The sequence below is a fragment of the Salinicola socius genome, from assembly GCF_001937195.1.
Classification (GTDB): Bacteria; Pseudomonadota; Gammaproteobacteria; order Pseudomonadales; family Halomonadaceae; genus Salinicola; species Salinicola socius.
Genome location: NZ_MSDO01000019.1, coordinates 29,670 through 45,934, shown reverse-complemented (window position 1 = coordinate 45,934; position 16,265 = coordinate 29,670). Strand labels below are relative to the sequence as shown.

The window sequence follows — 16,265 nt, the reverse complement described above, 5'->3', positions numbered from 1 at the left end:
CGCACCGCCTCGAAAAGAGGGACGTCGCTCAGCGGCGCAGGGCGTGAAGCAGGAATTCGTGGTTGCCGTCGCCGCCCTGGATCGGGCTTTCCTGCCAATGATCGATGTCGAGTCCGAGGGAGTCGCAGGCCTGATGCAGCGTGTCGGCGACTCCCCGATAAAGGCCGGCATCGCGGACGATGCCCCGCGAGTCGACCTTGCCGGGACCGACCTCGAACTGCGGTTTGACCAGCGAGTAGAGCTCGCCGCCTGCGCGCAGCACGCGGGCGATTTCGGGCAGAATCAATGTCTGGGAGATAAACGAGACGTCCATCACCACCGCGTCGAAGCCCTCGGGCGCCAGCGTTTCCAGCCGGGTGGAAGGTAGCTGGCGCGCATTGACGCCCTCCAGGCAGGTGACTCTATCGTCATCGCGCAGCGAAACATCGAGCTGATCGTGGCCCACCTCGATACCGACGATCCGTTTCGCCCCGTAGCGCAGCGCGCAGTCGCTGAATCCGCCGGTGGATTGGCCGATGTCGAGTACGGTAAAGCCGTCGAGGCGCCGGCCCATCGTTTCCAGCAGCGCTTCCAGCTTGAGGCCGGCTCGTGATACGTAGCGCTCTTCCGGTGCCTCGGCGATGCGCAGTTCCGTCGTCTCCGGCAGTTTCTCGCCCGGTTTGGTCACGACTCGCCACCCACCACCGGCGTCGATGCTGACATGGCCTTGGCGAATCAGGCGCTGCGCCCGGGTGCGCGATCGCACGTGCACGGTGACCAGCTGGTCGAGGCGTTTCATCGGGTGTTCACTCCTGCGGTGTCTGGGGGAGCGGAGAGGGGTCTGCCAGCGGCCCGTCGGCATATGTCGAATGGTTCTTGAAGGCTTGCTGCCACTGCTCCAGTAGTGTCTGGCGCTTGAGGGTATCCAGCGTCGCCAGCAGGCCGGGGCCGATCTGGACCGGTCGGATGGCTTCCCCCAACCGCTCGCGCAGGTCGGCAGCGGTGCCGATGCCGTCGATCGAGGGGTGCACGGCACCCAGCGTGGTCTGCGTGGCGAGAAGGCGTTGCGCCGGTGCGCTCAACAGATATTCGACGAAACGCCGTGCCGTGGCGGGGTGGGGCGCGTCGCGGGAGATCATGACCAGGCGTTGCAGCACCAGGGCATAATCCTTGGGCACGACCATGACCAGTTCGGGATGCTTGGCGACGTAATCCTGCACGTAGGAACCGATCAGGTTATAGCCGATCCAGTAGCGACCGTCACTGAGCCCTTCGAGCATCGCCGCCGTCGTGGTCTCCAGCGCGCTATGGGTCTTGCCGAGCGCTTCGACCAGATCCCAGTATCGAGCCGAGATTCGGGCGTCCTCGATGGCGTAGGTATAACCGGCGCCACTGCGTCGCGGATCGTAGGTGACCACGCGATGGCTCAAGGCCTCGGGCTGTTGCTGTAGCAGCTTCAGAAGCTCGGCGTGACTCTGCGGCGGCGGCATGTGCCTGACCAGGTCCCGTCGGTAGACCATGACGATGGGTTCGAACGTGAAGCCGAACAACTCCTGACGCCAACGCGCCCAGCTTGGCCATGCCGCTGCGGCGGGGGAGTCGACCGGGGTCGAGAGCCCTTCGTTGGCCAGCTGATACTGCCACGGCATCGCGGGCGACATCACCACGTCGGCACGTGGTGCGCCGCGCTCCTGCAGTACCCGTGCGTGTAGCGCCAGCGTCTCCAGGTTGTGGTAGGCGATCGCGATATCCGGATTCCGGCGGTGAAAGTCCGCGAGCAGCGGACGCACCTGTGGCGGATCGACGACGCCATAGATGGTCAGCGGTTGCGGTGACTCGGTGTCTGCGGCGAAGTGCAGTGTCCTTGCCTGCACCGAGGCTGGCAGCAGCACGGTCAGCAGCAGCACAAGAGCCCGCAGGGCGGCATCGAGCTGCAAGATTCCAGGTGTCGCGATCATCAGGCGTTCACCGGAAAGGTCAAGGCGATGGACAGGCCGGGGCGCTCGGGATCGCCGGGCCGGGCCGCTTGCAGGCTCAGTCGAATGTCATGGGCACGGGCGATGCTGTCGACGATCGCCAGACCGAGCCCGCTGCCATCGCCGGTCTGCTGGCCGCGATGAAAAGGGCGCAGCATCAGCAGGCGCTGGGGCTCGGGAATCCCCGGGCCATCATCTCTGACCACCAGGCGTGGCGGTGCATCGGTGACCTGAACGGTGATCTGGCTGGCGCCGTAGAGCGAGGCGTTGTCGATCAGGTTGTTCAGCGCCTCCTCCAGTTGCCAGTCGTTGCCGAGCACCACCACGGCCTGTTCGGGGATTTCGACGCCGAGATCGATGCCTTGGCGGTGATGGCGGGAAAATGCCGCTCTCACGCAGCGCTGAGCCAGGGCGGCAAGGTCGACCGCCTGCTTGGCCGGCGTCGCCTCCGGGTTGTTGAGTCGGGTCAGCGACAGCAGTTGACCGGCCAGTCGCGCGGTATGGGTCGCGGTGCCGTGCATGGTCGCCAGTGCTTCGCGCCAGGCGTCAGGGTCCGACTGCCGCATGGCCAGTTCCGCGCGAGCCGAAAGACCGGCCAGCGGCGTTCTCAATTGGTGAGAGGCGTCGCCGATGAACCGTTCCTGATTGGCGCGCACGCGGCGCATGCGCGCCAGCAATTCGTTCAGCGCCTGGCGCAGCTCGGCCAGCTCGCGGGGGAGTGCCAGTTCGAGCGGTGCGAGGGTGCGCGGGTTGCGCTGGCGGATCGCGCGGCGCAGCCGGGTCAGCGGTTCCAGCGCGAAGCGGGCCGAGAGCAGGACGACCACCATGGCAAGCCCGGCGATGATCACGATATTGATCAGGCTTGCCAGGAACAGTTGATTGGCCAGGGCCTCGCGGCCTTCGCGGGTCTGCGCGACCCTGACTTCGAAGCGATCGCTTCGATCCCAGCCCTCGAGGCGCGCGCGCAGCACGCCGAGCCGCACGGGCATGTCACCGGAGATCACGTCGCCGTAGCTCATCCGATTGCCATCCCTGGCGGGCAACGAGGGTAGCGAACGGTTGCCGGTGACGAAACGGCCCTGGGCATCGTAGAGCGCATAGAAGACCCGTTCCTCGGCGTCGGTGGCGAGCATCTCCAGCGCCGAAGGCGGCAGATCCATCCAGAGTCGGCTCTGCTGCCAGCGGACCTGCTCGGCAATCGAAAGCGAGGCGGCATCCAGCAATCGATCGAAGGCGCGATCGGCCGCTTCACGCGAAGCAAACCAGGCCTGCAGCAGCATGATGGCGACCAGCAGCACCAGCGGAAAGAGCAGCCAGATCGTCAGCCGCCGATAGAGACTCAGATGGGACAGCCGCCATCGCCTTGACGAGCTCACTCGGCCTCCAGCAGATAACCGATACCGCGAACCGTACGCAGCCTGACGTCGGACGCGGCCAACCGGCGCCGCAACCGGTGCACGTAGACCTCGATGGCGTTGTCGCCAACCGGTTCCCCGGCAAAGGCGTCTTCGAGCAGTCGCGCCTTGTCCACCGGCTCGCCACCGTAGTGGATCAGGCACGCCAGCAGGCGATGTTCTCGCGGCGGCAAGGAGAGCACGGTGCCGTTGAGGGTGAAGTGCTGACGTTGACGGTCGAGCCGCAGCGAGCCGAGCGCCAACGGCTCGCTCGGATCATTCTGGCGGCGCCGCAATAGCGCGCGAACCCGCGCTTCCAGTTCGTCGAGTGCGAACGGTTTGGCGAGATAGTCATCCGCGCCGAGATCCAGGCCCCTGACGCGGTCCTCGATCGCCGCCCGAGCCGTCAAGATCAGCACCGGCGTATGACGGTCGCGCGCGCGCAGGGTAGCCAGCACCTCGAGACCGCTGCGGGTCGGCAGGTTGAGATCGAGCAGGATCAGATCGTAGTCGTGATCGAGCGAAAGGCGCGCGAGGGCTTCACCGCCGTCACCGAACCATTCGACGCGCTGGTTCTCGACCGCCAGCGTTTCCGTCAGGGTACTGGCGAGCAGAGGGTCGTCCTCGATCAACAGCAACTTCGGGGACATGGAAAACTCCTGAAGACGAAGGCGAGAGGATGGCCCTCGACCCGCAGCCGAGATATTCCCGCTCTCTCACGCTTTGCGGGCGGTGAGCCAGCGATGGCTTCGCCCATCGCGCATTGACAGGCAATTGTAAACGAATCGATCGAGATGACATTGAACTTTAGTCGGCTTTTGTACTCGCGGCGTTGACCCTTGCATGGCTTCACCCTAATTTCCGCCCATGGGAACAAAGTTCTACCTTACGAAACTGTAAGGTTGGCGTCAGCCACGAATAACTCCGCTTCATCAGCAAGGAGAAGCAACCATGTTTGCAGTCAAGACAATCAAATGGGTGGCGGCGGCAGCACTAGCCCTCACGGCCAGCAGCGCCATGGCATTCGAACCTGCCGGCAAGGTCGAATGTATTGCCCCGTCGGATCCGGGCGGCGGCTGGGATTTTACCTGCCGCAGCGTCGGTAACGTGCTTGAAGAGCTCAAGCTGGTGCCCGCCAGCGTTCAGACCATCAACATGGCCGGCGCCGGCGGCGGCGTCGCTTTTGCCCACACCGTCAGCAAGCGAGACGGCGACAATCAACTGCTGGTAGCTGCCTCCACGGCGACGACGACGCGTCTGGCGCAAGGCCAGTTTCCGGGCATGAATGCCGACATGGTCAACTGGATCGGTGCCGTGGGTGCGGACTACGGTGTCATCGCGGTATCCAAGGATTCACCGTATCACGACCTCAATGAGCTGATGGAGGTGATGAAGAAGGATCCGCGTGCGGTCAAGTTCGCCGGCGGCAGCGCCAACGGCGGCTGGGACCACCTCAAGGTGCTGATCGCTGCCAAGGCAGCGGGGGTCGAGAACCTGCCGCGCATCCCGTACCTCTCCTACAACAATGGTGGCGAGGCGATGACGCAGGTCATCGGCGGTCACGTCGATGCCTTCACCGGTGACATCACCGAAACCCAGGGCTTCCTCAAGTCAGGCGACCTTCGCGTACTGGCGGTGCTCTCCGATGAGCGTTTGCCGGGCGATCTGGCCGATATCCCCACGGCGAAAGAGCAGGGTATCGATGCGGTTGGGCCCAACTGGCGGGGCTTTTACGTCCCGGCCAACATCGATGACGACGCCAAGCAGTACTGGGTCGATGCCGTCGACAAGCTCTACGCCAGCGATCAGTGGAAGAAGGTCATGAAGAGCAACGGTCTGATGCCGTTCCACCCGGATTCCAGCGAATTCCAGGCCTTCGTCAAGCAGCAGATCCAGGATATCCAGTCGCTGTCCAAGGAAATCGGGCTGATTCAATGAGCAAGTTCAATGACCGCGTCTTCGGTTTGGTCATGCTGGTGATCGCCGTTGCCTACTACTACGGCGCCACCCAGTTTCCGGTCCCCTTCGGGGGATCGGAAGCCGTTGGGCCGGAGACGTTTCCCAAGCTGTTGGCCGTCATTCTCGCGATCTGCAGCCTGTACATGATCGTCAAGCCCGATCCGGACAACCATTGGCCGGTCGCCAAGACGTTCGTCGAGCTGGGCATTGCCGTCGTCGTGCTGATCGCCTACGCGCTGCTGCTCGAGCCGCTGGGCTTCATCCTCTCGACCATGCTGGCCGTCGGCACGCTCTGCTGGCGGATGGGCGCGCGTCCGAAGAAAGCGTATCTCACGGGGCTGATCAGCGGTGCGGTGGTATTCGTGCTGTTCACCTATGGGTTGGAATTGCCGCTGCCGCTCGGCCTGCTGGAGATGAACTGATGGAGACGTTGCACTATCTTTCGCTCGGCTTCGGCGTGGCGCTGCAGCCCGAGAACCTGATGTTCGCCCTGATGGGCTGTTTCATCGGTACGCTGATCGGCGCGCTGCCCGGTCTGGGTCCGGCCAACGGTGTGGCGATTCTGATTCCGCTGGCATTCACCCTGGGCCTCAAGCCGGAAACCGCGCTGATCATGCTCACGGCGGTCTACGCCGGGGCGATGTATGGCGGGCGAATCTCGTCGATCCTGTTGAATATTCCCGGTGACGAGCCGGCGATGATGACCTGTCTCGACGGTTATCCCATGGCGCGCCAGGGCAAGGCGGCGGAGGCGCTGGCGATCTCGGCGATCGCTTCCTTCATGGGCAGCCTGATCGCGACGATCGGTCTGATCCTGCTGGCGCCATTGCTCGCTCGCTTCGCGTTGACGTTCGGTCCGGCCGAATACTTCGCGCTGTTCGTGCTGGCCTTTGCCACGCTGGGCGGTATCACCGGCAAGAACCCGATGAAGACGCTGATGGCCGCGGCGATCGGGTTGATCATCGCCACCGTGGGGATCGATCTTTCCACCGGCACGCAGCGCTACACCTTCGGGGTGCTGGAGCTCTACGAGGGTGTCGATTTCATCATCGCCATCGTCGGTCTGTTTGCGGTATCGGAGCTTCTGTTCTTCATCGAAGAGAAAGCCGGTGCCGGCCGCGAGATGATCAAGGTCAATCCGCTGAAGCTCAAATGGCGGGAGATTGCGTCGATCTTCCCGACGACGGTGAGAGGGGGTGTGCTCGGCTTCATCGCCGGGGTGCTGCCGGGTGCCGGCGCCTCGCTGGGTAGCTTCATCTCCTATACCCTGGAAAAGAAGATCCTCGGCAAGAAGGGCTATTTCGGCGAAGGCGACCCGCGTGGGGTTGCCGCACCCGAAGCCGGCAACAATGGCGCCTCCAGCGGCGCACTGGTGCCGATGCTGACATTGGGTGTGCCGGGTAGCGGCACCACGGCCGTGCTGCTGGCGATGCTGGTGTCGCTCAACATCACGCCGGGCCCGCTGATGTTCACCCAGAACGCCGATCTGGTATGGGGGGTCATCGCGGCACTGCTGGTGGGCAACTTCATGCTGCTGCTGCTCAACATTCCGCTGGTCGGCGTGTTCGTGAAGATCCTGTCGGTGCCGCCGATGTATCTGCTGCCGATCGTGACCATGGTCGCGGTGGTGGGGATCTACTCGATCAGCCATTCGACCTTCGATCTCTACTTCATGATCGCCTTCGGCGTCGGCGGCTATATTCTGCGCAAGCTGGAAATTCCGCTGGTGCCGGTGATCCTCGGGCTGCTGTTGGGGCCGGAGATGGAGAAGAACCTGCGCCACGCGATGCAGATCTCCGACGGCGACTGGTCGATCCTGTGGAGCAGCGGTCTCTCCATCGGCCTGTGGGCGGTGGCGATCATCGGCCTGCTGTTGCCGGTCGTCGTGGGGCCGATCCTGCGTCGCCGGATGCAGGCGGCCAAGGCGAAAGTCGGCTGAATCACTGAAGTGACTGGGTCCATGCCCCGTACGGTCATCCCGGCGGGGCATTTTTGTTCGCCGCCATCCCGCTTGCCTTCGCCGCGATGGAGTGAGGTGCAACACAAATGAGTCACGAGGCCAAAAGCCGGGCGTGGGGGCGGACTCATGGATAACTTTTCGAGACAAGCCAGCTGCGCTGCGGTTGCCGGAAGGCGATGGCGCTGTTATAGTGCGCCTCGCTCGGCAACGCCTTGATGGAACAGGCTTTGTCGGCCTTCGGTCTCATCGATGTGGTTGATGAATCGAACTATGGTGGCCCTTACCGGTCCTCCCGCAACGCTAAACCGCAAACCCCGCCAGGCCCGGAAGGGAGCAACGGTAGTGGTGGTCGCGTGTGCCGGGATGTGGCTGGTCGGGGCCGCCTCCATTTCGGGTCCCCCATCCGAATGGCCTCCACCATGGCCTGGCGCTTCGAAAGCCGGTCTGGCTCGACATTCGCTCCCGTTCGAAAGTCGCTCTCTCCTGCCTCGTCACGTTTCTGCCGACCCTGCTAGAATGGCCCGATCACTTCAGGCTCACCCAGGCTGACAACGATGTTTCGATCGTCGCGTTTCGATCGTGGTCACCGCGGTCCCTGGCGATCACGTTCAGCCGCGAGCCTATCTGCGAGGAGTATCGCGCCGCATGAGTTATCAGGTTCTGGCCCGTAAGTGGCGCCCACGTACCTTCCACGAGCTGGTCGGTCAGGAACATGTCAGTCGTGCGTTGATCAATGCGCTCGATCAGAGCCGCTTGCACCATGCCTATCTGTTCACCGGGACTCGGGGCGTTGGCAAGACCACGCTGGCGCGGATTCTCGCCAAGTGTCTCAACTGCGAGCAGGGAGTAACGTCACAACCTTGCGGCCAGTGCGAGACCTGTCTCGATATCGATAACGGGCGCTTCGTCGATCTGATCGAAGTCGACGCGGCATCGCGTACCAAGGTGGAAGATACCCGCGAGCTGCTGGACAACGTGCAGTACGCGCCGACCCAGGGGCGTTACAAGGTGTACCTCATCGATGAGGTTCACATGCTGTCGACGCACAGCTTCAATGCGTTATTGAAGACGCTCGAAGAACCCCCGCCGCACGTCAAGTTCCTGCTGGCGACAACGGACCCCCAGAAGCTGCCGGTAACGGTACTGTCGCGTTGTCTGCAGTTCACGCTCAAGAACATGCCTCCGGAGCGGGTCGTCGAGCATCTGACTCGCGTTCTCGAGGCCGAGCAGATCGACTTCGATCCCCAGGCGCTGTGGTTGCTTGGCAAAGCGGCCGACGGCTCGATGCGCGACGCCATGAGCCTGACCGACCAGGCCATCGCTTTCGGCCAGGGCGAGGTGCGCCGGGAAGACGTAGCCGCCATGCTCGGTACGCTGGATCACGCGCACCTGATCGCACTGGCCCAGGCGCTGGCGGATGTCGATGCGGAACGGCTGCTGTCCGAAGTGGCGGCATTGGCCGAGCAGGGGCCGGACTTTGCCGGCGTGCTCGATGAACTGTCCGGATTGATGCACCGGCTGGCGATCGCTCAGATGGTGCCTGGCGCGCTGGATAACGGTCATGGCGACCGTGACGAGCTGTTGGCCCTGGCCGGACGGTTCAGCGCGGAAGACGTCCAGCTCTATTATCAGATTGCGCTGCAGGGGCGGGGCGACATCGTCAACGCGCCGGATACGCGTTCGGCGGTAGAGATGACGTTGCTGCGAATGCTGGCGTTTCGACCCCAGGGCGTACCCACGCCGCCGCAGACGGACTTGCCCTTGCGCAATACGCAGCAGGGGGACGGGTCGCAAGGCGCTGCCTCGTCGAGTGGCGATCGGCATGACCGGAGTGTGCCAACAGCTTCCGTGGCGCCGTCGAAAGTCAGCGCCGCGTCAGCGACGGCCGAGCCGTCCGCCGGTACTGAAGGCACCGTGGCCGCCGAGCAGGATGCGCCGTCTCCCGGTCCTCTGGAAAATGTTGCATCGCCAGCGACCGAGCCGTCGGCCTCACCAGCGCCGAGCCATGCTGACGAATCGCCGGACGACCGTCCGCCGTGGTCGACAGAGGCTTTCTCGACAGAGGCTTTCTCGACCGAAGCTGGCTCGACCGAAGCTGGCTCGAAACCAGCCTCATCGGGGCAGCCGGCCGAGCGAGATCAGCGTGACGTGGCCGCGCCCGCTTCGGACGAGGAGGTCGGCTTCGATCACGGGGCGGGATTCAGCGCAGGGAACGGACTCGATGATGTCGCCGATTTCAATGACGAGGCTTACGCCTGGGCGACCGATTCGGCGGTGGTAGACGCTGCGTCGGAGGGGATCGGCGACGGCGCGCTGACTGCCGATGCGTCACCCGGCACCGATCAGGCCGCTGCCGCGCAGGTGGCGCGAGTTCACGATACGGACCGAGCGCCGATCGAGACGGCGGCTCCGGTGGAGTCGACCGAGGAGGTTACCGAGACGTCGATGTCCCGGGCTGCCGACGATGTTGCGACGTCCTCACGGGAAGTTCCGGCAACCGCCGGAAAATTGACGCACGCGCTGTGGCTGGAGCGCTTCGATCAGTTGGGTATCGGGGGTCTGACCCGTAACCTGGCGGCGCACTGCGTCATCGAGAGCGATGACGGCAGCGTGCTGAAAATGACGCTGGACCCTGGACAGTCGGCGATGCTGTCGGATCTGCACACCGATCGTATCACCAAGGCATTGGTGGAGATCGGCTACGCTCGGCGTCTCGAGATCGACGTCGCCGAACTCGATGGGACTCGCGAAACGGCGAAGGCGAAGCGTGACCGTGAAGCGCGCGAACGCCATGCGCGTGCCGTTGAAGCCTTGCGTATCGACCCGCATATCCAAGAGTTGCAGGCGCGTTTTGGTGCCCGGCTGATGGAAGAGAGTGTGACCGCCGATCGTGTTTGACGCTGGTCAGGTGGCGTTGGTTTTCGAAGGGGGCGTTGGTGTTCGAAGGGAGCGCCCCGAACTGGCTTTCGAATTTTGCTGCGCTACGAGTTCAACAGCACCACGACTTTCGGCAGCGCCACGACTTTCGACAGTGCCACGACGTTCGGCAGTGCTAAAAGGCTCTCGACAGTACTTCCATTTTTCAACAGTACTTCCATTTTTCAAAAGTATTCCCAATCTCGAAGGAGTTCGTCATGTTCAAGGGTGGCATGGGCAATCTGATGAAGCAGGCTCAGGAAATGCAGGAGAAGATGCAGGAGGTTCAGGAAGAGATCGCGCAGATGGAGGTGTCGGGCGAAGCCGGCGCCGGGATGATCAAGGTCACCATGAACGGTCGCCATGATGTCAGTCGCGTCGAGATCGACCCTTCCCTGATGCAGGAAGACAAGGAGCTGCTCGAGGACCTGCTGGCAGCCGCGGTCAACGATGCCTCACGCAAGATCGAGACCCAGTCCAAGGCACGGATGGAAGAAGTCTCCTCCGGGCTCAATCTGCCAGCCGGGATGAAGATGCCGTTCTGATGAGCTTTTCACCCCTGGTCGAGCAGTTGCTGGAAAGCCTGCGCGTGTTGCCGGGCGTCGGGCCCAAGACGGCACAACGGATGGCGTTGCATTTGCTGGAGCGAGATCGCGACGGCGGCCGGCGGCTATCGCAGGCGCTGACCCAGGCGATCGAGCAGGTCGGCTATTGCGAGCGATGTCGAACGCTGACCGAAGAGGCGCTGTGCGGGGTCTGCCAGGATCCGCGGCGGGACTCGGCGCTGCTGTGCGTGGTCGAGTCGCCGGCTGACATGCTGGCGATCGAGCAGGCCGGAGGCTATCGCGGTCAGTACTTCGTGCTCCACGGGCATCTCTCACCGCTCGACGGGATCGGTCCGGACGATATCGGTCTGGATCAGCTGGAAGCGCGGCTCGCCGCCGAGGCGGTCAACGAGATCATTCTGGCAACCAATCCCACCGTCGAGGGCGAAGCGACCGCGCATTACATCGCCGAACATCTGGTCGGGCGAGAGGCCAAGCTCTCACGTCTGGCCTACGGCGTGCCCATGGGCGGTGAACTGGAGTATGTCGATGGCGGCACGCTCAGCCGCGCGTTTCAGGGGCGGCAACCGTTCTCCTACGATTAAGACGTGGGGCGCGAGGTTCGGGACGAATCTCGCCATTGCCCCGACTGATTTCCCGTACTGCCGGGCCTCGTCCATGGCCGCAAGGAATCTGAATGAGTTCTGACTATTCGCTATGTTGGGTCGACACCCCGGAAGGATTGCAGGTCGCCTGCGAGGCGCTGACCACGGCGGATATCGTCGCGCTGGATACCGAGTTCTTCCGGGAGTCGAGCTTCTATCCCGTGCCGGCGCTGATCCAGCTGACGGCGGGTGATGTCGTCTACCTGGTCGACCCCAAGGCGGTGGCGGTGAGCGACGGTCTCCAGCAGCTGTTGAGTAGCGGGCCGCCGAAATTGATCCACGCCTGCAGCGAAGATCTCGAGGTGCTGTCACTGTGGGCCGGCGTCAAGGTAGCGCCGCTGATCGACACGCAGGTTGCCGAATCTTTCCTGGGCTCGGATCCGGCCATGGGCTATCGGCGTCTGGTCGCGCAACGCTGCGGGGTGGACCTGCCCAAGGAAGAGACCCGCTCCAATTGGCTCGAACGGCCGCTGACACCGGCCCAGCTGGATTACGCTGCTCTCGATGTGGTGTTTCTGCCGGCGATCTGGGATCAGCAGCGCCAGGCGCTGACGGAGCTGGGGCGCGAGAGCTGGTTCGAGGAGGAGTGCGTCGCGTTGAGTCAGGGGCGCGATGGGGCTTCGGGGGATCAGTGGTACGCCCGCCACCGGCAGCTGTGGCGTTTGAAGCCGCGCCAGATCGAGGCGTATCGGGAGCTGACCGTCTGGCGCGAGGCCGAAGTTCGTCGTCGGGACGTGCCGCGGGGATGGCTGGCCAAGGATAGTCTGCTGTTCGCGATCGCCGATGCCATGCCGCAGAACCGTTACGAGCTCGCGGCAATCGATGGCATGACGCCCACGCTGGTCAAGCGTGAAGGGGACGCCCTGCTGGCGCTGGTCAAGGCCGCGCACCATCGGGACGAGGCCGAGCTCTGCGAGCCGCTGCCGATACCCACATCCCCTGCGTTCAAGCGTCGGCTCAAGGCGTTGAAGCAGGTCGTCCAGGCACGCGCCGAAGCGCTGGGTGTGGCGCCCGAACGACTCTCCAACCGGACGGAGATGGAAGCCGTGGTGGCTGCCCACCTCAGGCAGACGGCGTTACCGTTGCCGAGCGGGTGGCGGGGTCGGCAGCTGGCGGCCGGCTGGGAACAGGCACTGGCCGAGCAGGCCGCGGCGTGACGGATGCTTCCCGCCTGATCTGCGAGGTCTTCAAGAGTCCGCGCCGAGACGAGATGTACCTGTATCTCGACAAGGCGCGCGGGATGGCGGCAGTTCCGCAATCGCTGCGTGACCAGTTTGGCCCACCGATGTCGGTCATGACGCTATTGCTGCGGCCCGAGCGGCCGCTGGCGCGTGTCGATGTGATCAAGGTCATGGCCGCGATTCGGGCCCAGGGGTTCTACCTGCAGATGCCGCCGCCAAAGGATCCCGAGGTGCTGGACCTGTTCTCCCCACGTGACGAATGATGGCGTGGCAATGACGATGATGACGGGCCGCGCTGCGTGTCCGTTGCGTGCCACGGATAGCAGGCGAGGAGAGTCCTATGCGTGAACGATTCTGGGAGCAGTTTCCCCTCGAGGAGCTGACTCGGCAGGAGTGGGAGGCGCTCTGCGATGGCTGTGGCAAATGTTGTCTGGTCAAGATGGAAGATGCGGAGACGGGAGATGTCGCCACGCTCAACGTGGCATGTCATCTGCTGGATATCGGCAGCTGCCGCTGCAGCGATTATACGCATCGATTCGAGCGGGTGCCGGAGTGCACCCAGTTGAGCCTGCAGAACCTGGACCAGTTTCACTGGTTGCCTCATAGCTGCGCGTACCGACGGCTTGCCGAGGGTCGCAAACTGGCCAGTTGGCATCCGCTACGCAGCGGCAGCGATCGTCGCATGCACGAGCGCAAGATGAGCGTTCGCCATTTTGGCGTCAGCGAGGCCGATGTCGACGAGGCCGATTATGAAGAGCACATCATCGAGATCATTCCCCTCGACGAACGGCCCTGAGCTTGACCTCAGTCGACTGCCTCGCATTCATTCGATGATGGCCTGATTCGCCACCCCCGTCAGAGAGCGTCGAGTCCCAGCGCCCACAGGATGAAAGCGTCCTGACGGGCGTTGTCCCGCCACGCCTTGAATCGACCCGATGCGCCCCCGTGTCCGGACGCCATGTCGGTTCGTAACAGCACCGGCCCTCGCGCGCTGCCAAGTTCGGTCATGCGGGCATAGAGCTTGGCAGGCTCCCAATAAGGCACTCGAGAGTCGTGCCAACTGCCTTGCAACAGCATCGTGGGGTAGGGTTGGGCGGTCAGATTGTCGAGCGGGGAGTAATCGCGGATGCGCCGACGGACGGCGGGCTCGTCCGGGTTCCCCCATTCGGTATATTCCGCCGTGGTCAGCGGCAGATCAGGATTTTCCATGGTTCGCAGCACATCGACGAAAGGGACATCGAGCACGGCCGCGCAGAACGCTTCCGGCGCGAGGTTGAGGCTGGCGCCGACCAGCAGGCCGCCGGCGCTCGCCCCGTAGGCGGCGATCCGATCGGGATCGGAAATGCCCTCGGCCACCAGTGCCTGACGTGCGGCGATGAAGTCCCTGAAGCTGTTCTCCTTGTGCTCGAGCTTGCCCGCCAGATACCAGGGCTCGCCGCGATCGCCGCCGCCGCGTACGTGGGCGCCCGCGAACGCCACGCCGCGGGTCAGCAGTTCCAGCCGGGCAATCGAGAACCAGGGGTCCAGGACTTCACCGTAGGCGCCGTAGCCATAGAGCAGTGTCGGCATCGGCGACTGGCCGTTGCTGTCGGCTCTGGTCACCACCGAAACGGGAATGCGCTCACCGTCGTGCCCTTCGGCCCAGAGTCGTCGGCAGGTCAGATCGTCAGGCTGCAGATCGCCATAGAGCGGCTGGGTCTTGAGAACGCGCTGCTTGCCGCTGTCGAGATCGTGCTCGATCCAGCGCACCGGCAAGGTGAACGACTCCTCGCGCAGGTGCAGCTGACGCGTGTGGAAATCCGGGGTGTCGCCGAGCGCCAGGCTGCAGGGGGCCTCGGGGAGGGGAAGCCGAGCCCCTGGCACGCCGTCGGTTAGCTGGACATCGCTGCCGAGTTCGTCGCCCGTCAGTTCGATCACGCGCAGGTAGACCTGGGCTTCGTGATGATCCCGTTCGGTGACGACCAGCCCCCAGCCGAAGGCGTCGACGCCCTCGAGGGTGACGTCGTCGCGATGTGGCACCAGTGGCGTCCAGTTCGCCGGCTGCGATACCGGCGCCGTATCCAGGCGGAAGTGCGAGCCGTCGCGGTTGTGCAGCACATAGAAGAGGTCGCCGCGATGCTCAAGGGCGTATTCGATGCCGGTTTCCCGCGGCCGTACGCAGACAGGCGGGGTCTTTGGCGTACGCGCCGGAATCAGGTGGCACTCCGCGGTATCCTTCGAGGCGGTTTCCAGCACCAGCCATTGGCGCGAGCGTGTCTTGCCCAGTCCGACCCAGAATTCGACATCGATCTCCTCGAAAATCTTCTCGCAGTGATCATCCTCGGGGCGCAGCAGCCATACGCTGGCGGGCCGTTGCGTGGCGTCGTAACGGGTGAAAAGCAGCGTACGGTTATCCTCCGCCCACACCAGGTCCGGGCCGATACGGCGGCGTAAACGCTGCGGTTCGCCGTCCGGCAACCGTTTCAGATAGAGATCGAAATACTCGTTGCCGCTGGCGTCTTCGGTCCACGCCAGCCACTCCTCGTCCGACGAGATCGCCATATCACCGAGTTCGAGAAAATCGTGCGCTTTCGAGCGAGCCTCGAGGTCCAGCAGCAGCTCGGGAGCGGCGTCGCTCTGCACCGCTTGTCGCCACCATAGCGGGTAGTCGGCATCGCCGGCCGTTTCGCTCCAGTACCGGAATCGATCGAGCGCCGTGGGCAAACCGGTCACCTTGAGCTCCCGGCGCGCCAGATGGCCCTCATAGAGTGCATTTTCCAGTGCCGTCAACGGGGCGAAGAAGGCATCGCTTTCGCGATTGGCCGCGCGTAGGAAAGCCTTGACCTGAGGGTCGTCGCGCGATTCCAGCCAGTGCCAGTCGGGGTCGTCATCACGGCGGAAGTGAATGGCGGGGAGCGCTTGGGTCGTCTGCGAACGGGACATGGGTCGGGGGAGAATCCTTGCGGGCAGGATGTTTCAAAAGCGCCTCGATGAGGTTTCCAAGGCGCTTCGGTAGAAGCGCGTCTGGAAATGCGCTTCGAGAAAGATGGCTTGCGGCAGTCGCGCCCGGGCTCCGCGTTTCCACGGCTGCTAGCGGCGGCTGTGCTTTCTCGATTGGGAGTGTACCATGGCACAAATCGTATGAATCGAGAGTCATTACCATGCTGTTTTCCGATTCCCTGCCGCAACTCTGGCTGAGTTATGGCGTGCTTTCCTTGATCGTTCTGGTCACCGGTTATCTGGGTGTGCGTTGGTTGCCGCTGTTGCCGCGGCTGATAGTGCTAGGGGTCGTCGCCGGTGGACTGTGGATGGTGGCACCGTTCTCGCTGCCGCTGCTGCAACCGGGGGAAACCTACTCCGGTCTGGCCCCGGCGATCGTGGTGATGGCCGTTGGCGTGGTTCAGCACGATGGCGGGCAGGTCGCCGGGGCGTTGCCGCTGCTGTTGGTGGGCGCCGTGATCGGGGCGGCGCTGGGCCTGATGGCCTGGCGACTGCTGGTTCGCCGCCGCGGCGATGAGAATGACGACGCGGGCAACGGATCGGGCCGCTCCAGGCGCCCGTCACGTGAACGCTCTGCGTCGCAGACCAGGCCCCGGCGTCCTGCCCGTAAACCCGAAGAGGGTCGGGGCAAGCCTGGAGAGCGGCGAGAGCCGGTAGTCAACTGATTCCGGCAGGACAGCGGCTGAAAGGCGTCGATGCTTCGGGCGAGAT

General features: G+C 63.9%; 15 protein-coding genes and 1 other RNA gene. 11 read left to right on the top strand and 5 right to left on the bottom strand.

Going from position 1 to position 16,265, the window contains the following annotated elements; genetic code table 11:
• Positions 1–28: 28 nt before the first annotated feature.
• The 4 genes from BTW07_RS12580 to BTW07_RS12565 are packed head-to-tail and all read right to left on the bottom strand — an operon-like array spanning position 29 to position 3,999.
• Positions 29–778: a TlyA family RNA methyltransferase gene (locus BTW07_RS12580; RefSeq protein ID WP_075570526.1), complete on the bottom strand. Its 750-nt coding sequence runs from the start codon at positions 776–778 to the stop codon at positions 29–31.
• Between the two features lie 7 nt (positions 779–785).
• On the bottom strand, positions 786–1,937 hold the full coding sequence (locus BTW07_RS12575; RefSeq protein ID WP_075570525.1) for an ABC transporter substrate-binding protein: 1,152 nt from the start codon (positions 1,935–1,937) through the stop codon (positions 786–788).
• Complete coding sequence (locus BTW07_RS12570) at positions 1,937–3,331, bottom strand: sensor histidine kinase (protein WP_232823874.1); 1,395 nt, start codon at positions 3,329–3,331, stop codon at positions 1,937–1,939. The genes BTW07_RS12575 and BTW07_RS12570 overlap by 1 nt, the downstream gene beginning before the upstream one ends.
• Positions 3,328–3,999, bottom strand: a complete 672-nt coding sequence (locus tag BTW07_RS12565) for a response regulator transcription factor (protein WP_075570524.1) — start codon at positions 3,997–3,999, stop codon at positions 3,328–3,330. Before BTW07_RS12565 ends, BTW07_RS12570 begins: the two co-directional genes overlap by 4 nt.
• Before the next feature lie 301 nt (positions 4,000–4,300).
• Here BTW07_RS12565 and BTW07_RS12560 point away from each other — a divergent pair, with 301 nt between their 5' ends.
• From BTW07_RS12560 to BTW07_RS12515, 10 genes are all read left to right on the top strand, one after another.
• Positions 4,301–5,287, top strand: coding sequence for a Bug family tripartite tricarboxylate transporter substrate binding protein (locus tag BTW07_RS12560; RefSeq protein ID WP_075570523.1), 987 nt, complete (start codon positions 4,301–4,303; stop codon positions 5,285–5,287).
• A complete protein-coding gene (locus BTW07_RS12555; protein ID WP_075570522.1) occupies positions 5,284–5,730 on the top strand; it encodes a tripartite tricarboxylate transporter TctB family protein in 447 nt (148 codons plus the stop codon). The genes BTW07_RS12560 and BTW07_RS12555 overlap by 4 nt, the downstream gene beginning before the upstream one ends.
• Positions 5,730–7,247: a tripartite tricarboxylate transporter permease gene (locus tag BTW07_RS12550; protein ID WP_075570521.1), complete on the top strand. Its 1,518-nt coding sequence runs from the start codon at positions 5,730–5,732 to the stop codon at positions 7,245–7,247. The genes BTW07_RS12555 and BTW07_RS12550 overlap by 1 nt, the downstream gene beginning before the upstream one ends.
• 302 nt (positions 7,248–7,549) lie before the next feature.
• Positions 7,550–7,646, top strand: an RNA gene (gene ffs, locus BTW07_RS12545) — signal recognition particle sRNA small type.
• Between the two features lie 267 nt (positions 7,647–7,913).
• Positions 7,914–10,166: a DNA polymerase III subunit gamma/tau gene (gene dnaX, locus BTW07_RS12540; protein ID WP_075570520.1), complete on the top strand. Its 2,253-nt coding sequence runs from the start codon at positions 7,914–7,916 to the stop codon at positions 10,164–10,166.
• 236 nt (positions 10,167–10,402) lie between these two features.
• Entirely contained in the window at positions 10,403–10,729 is a 327-nt protein-coding gene (locus tag BTW07_RS12535; protein ID WP_075570519.1) for a YbaB/EbfC family nucleoid-associated protein, read from the top strand.
• Positions 10,729–11,334: a recombination mediator RecR gene (recR, locus tag BTW07_RS12530; RefSeq protein ID WP_075570518.1), complete on the top strand. Its 606-nt coding sequence runs from the start codon at positions 10,729–10,731 to the stop codon at positions 11,332–11,334. The genes BTW07_RS12535 and recR overlap by 1 nt, the downstream gene beginning before the upstream one ends.
• A gap of 92 nt (positions 11,335–11,426) precedes the next feature.
• Entirely contained in the window at positions 11,427–12,551 is a 1,125-nt protein-coding gene (locus BTW07_RS12525) for a ribonuclease D (protein WP_075570517.1), read from the top strand.
• The gene (locus BTW07_RS12520; protein ID WP_075570516.1) at positions 12,548–12,838 is read left to right on the top strand and encodes a YcgL domain-containing protein; all 291 of its coding nucleotides are present in this window, start codon (positions 12,548–12,550) and stop codon (positions 12,836–12,838) included. Before BTW07_RS12525 ends, BTW07_RS12520 begins: the two co-directional genes overlap by 4 nt.
• A 77-nt stretch (positions 12,839–12,915) precedes the next feature.
• Complete coding sequence (locus BTW07_RS12515; protein WP_075570515.1) at positions 12,916–13,371, top strand: YcgN family cysteine cluster protein; 456 nt, start codon at positions 12,916–12,918, stop codon at positions 13,369–13,371.
• 59 nt (positions 13,372–13,430) lie between these two features.
• Here the strand turns inward: BTW07_RS12515 and BTW07_RS12510 are convergent, their stop codons facing one another.
• Positions 13,431–15,497: a S9 family peptidase gene (locus tag BTW07_RS12510; protein WP_075570514.1), complete on the bottom strand. Its 2,067-nt coding sequence runs from the start codon at positions 15,495–15,497 to the stop codon at positions 13,431–13,433.
• A 218-nt stretch (positions 15,498–15,715) separates the two neighbouring features.
• Here BTW07_RS12510 and BTW07_RS12505 point away from each other — a divergent pair, with 218 nt between their 5' ends.
• Positions 15,716–16,219: a hypothetical protein gene (locus tag BTW07_RS12505; protein ID WP_075570513.1), complete on the top strand. Its 504-nt coding sequence runs from the start codon at positions 15,716–15,718 to the stop codon at positions 16,217–16,219.
• The last annotated feature ends 46 nt before the right edge of the window (positions 16,220–16,265 follow it).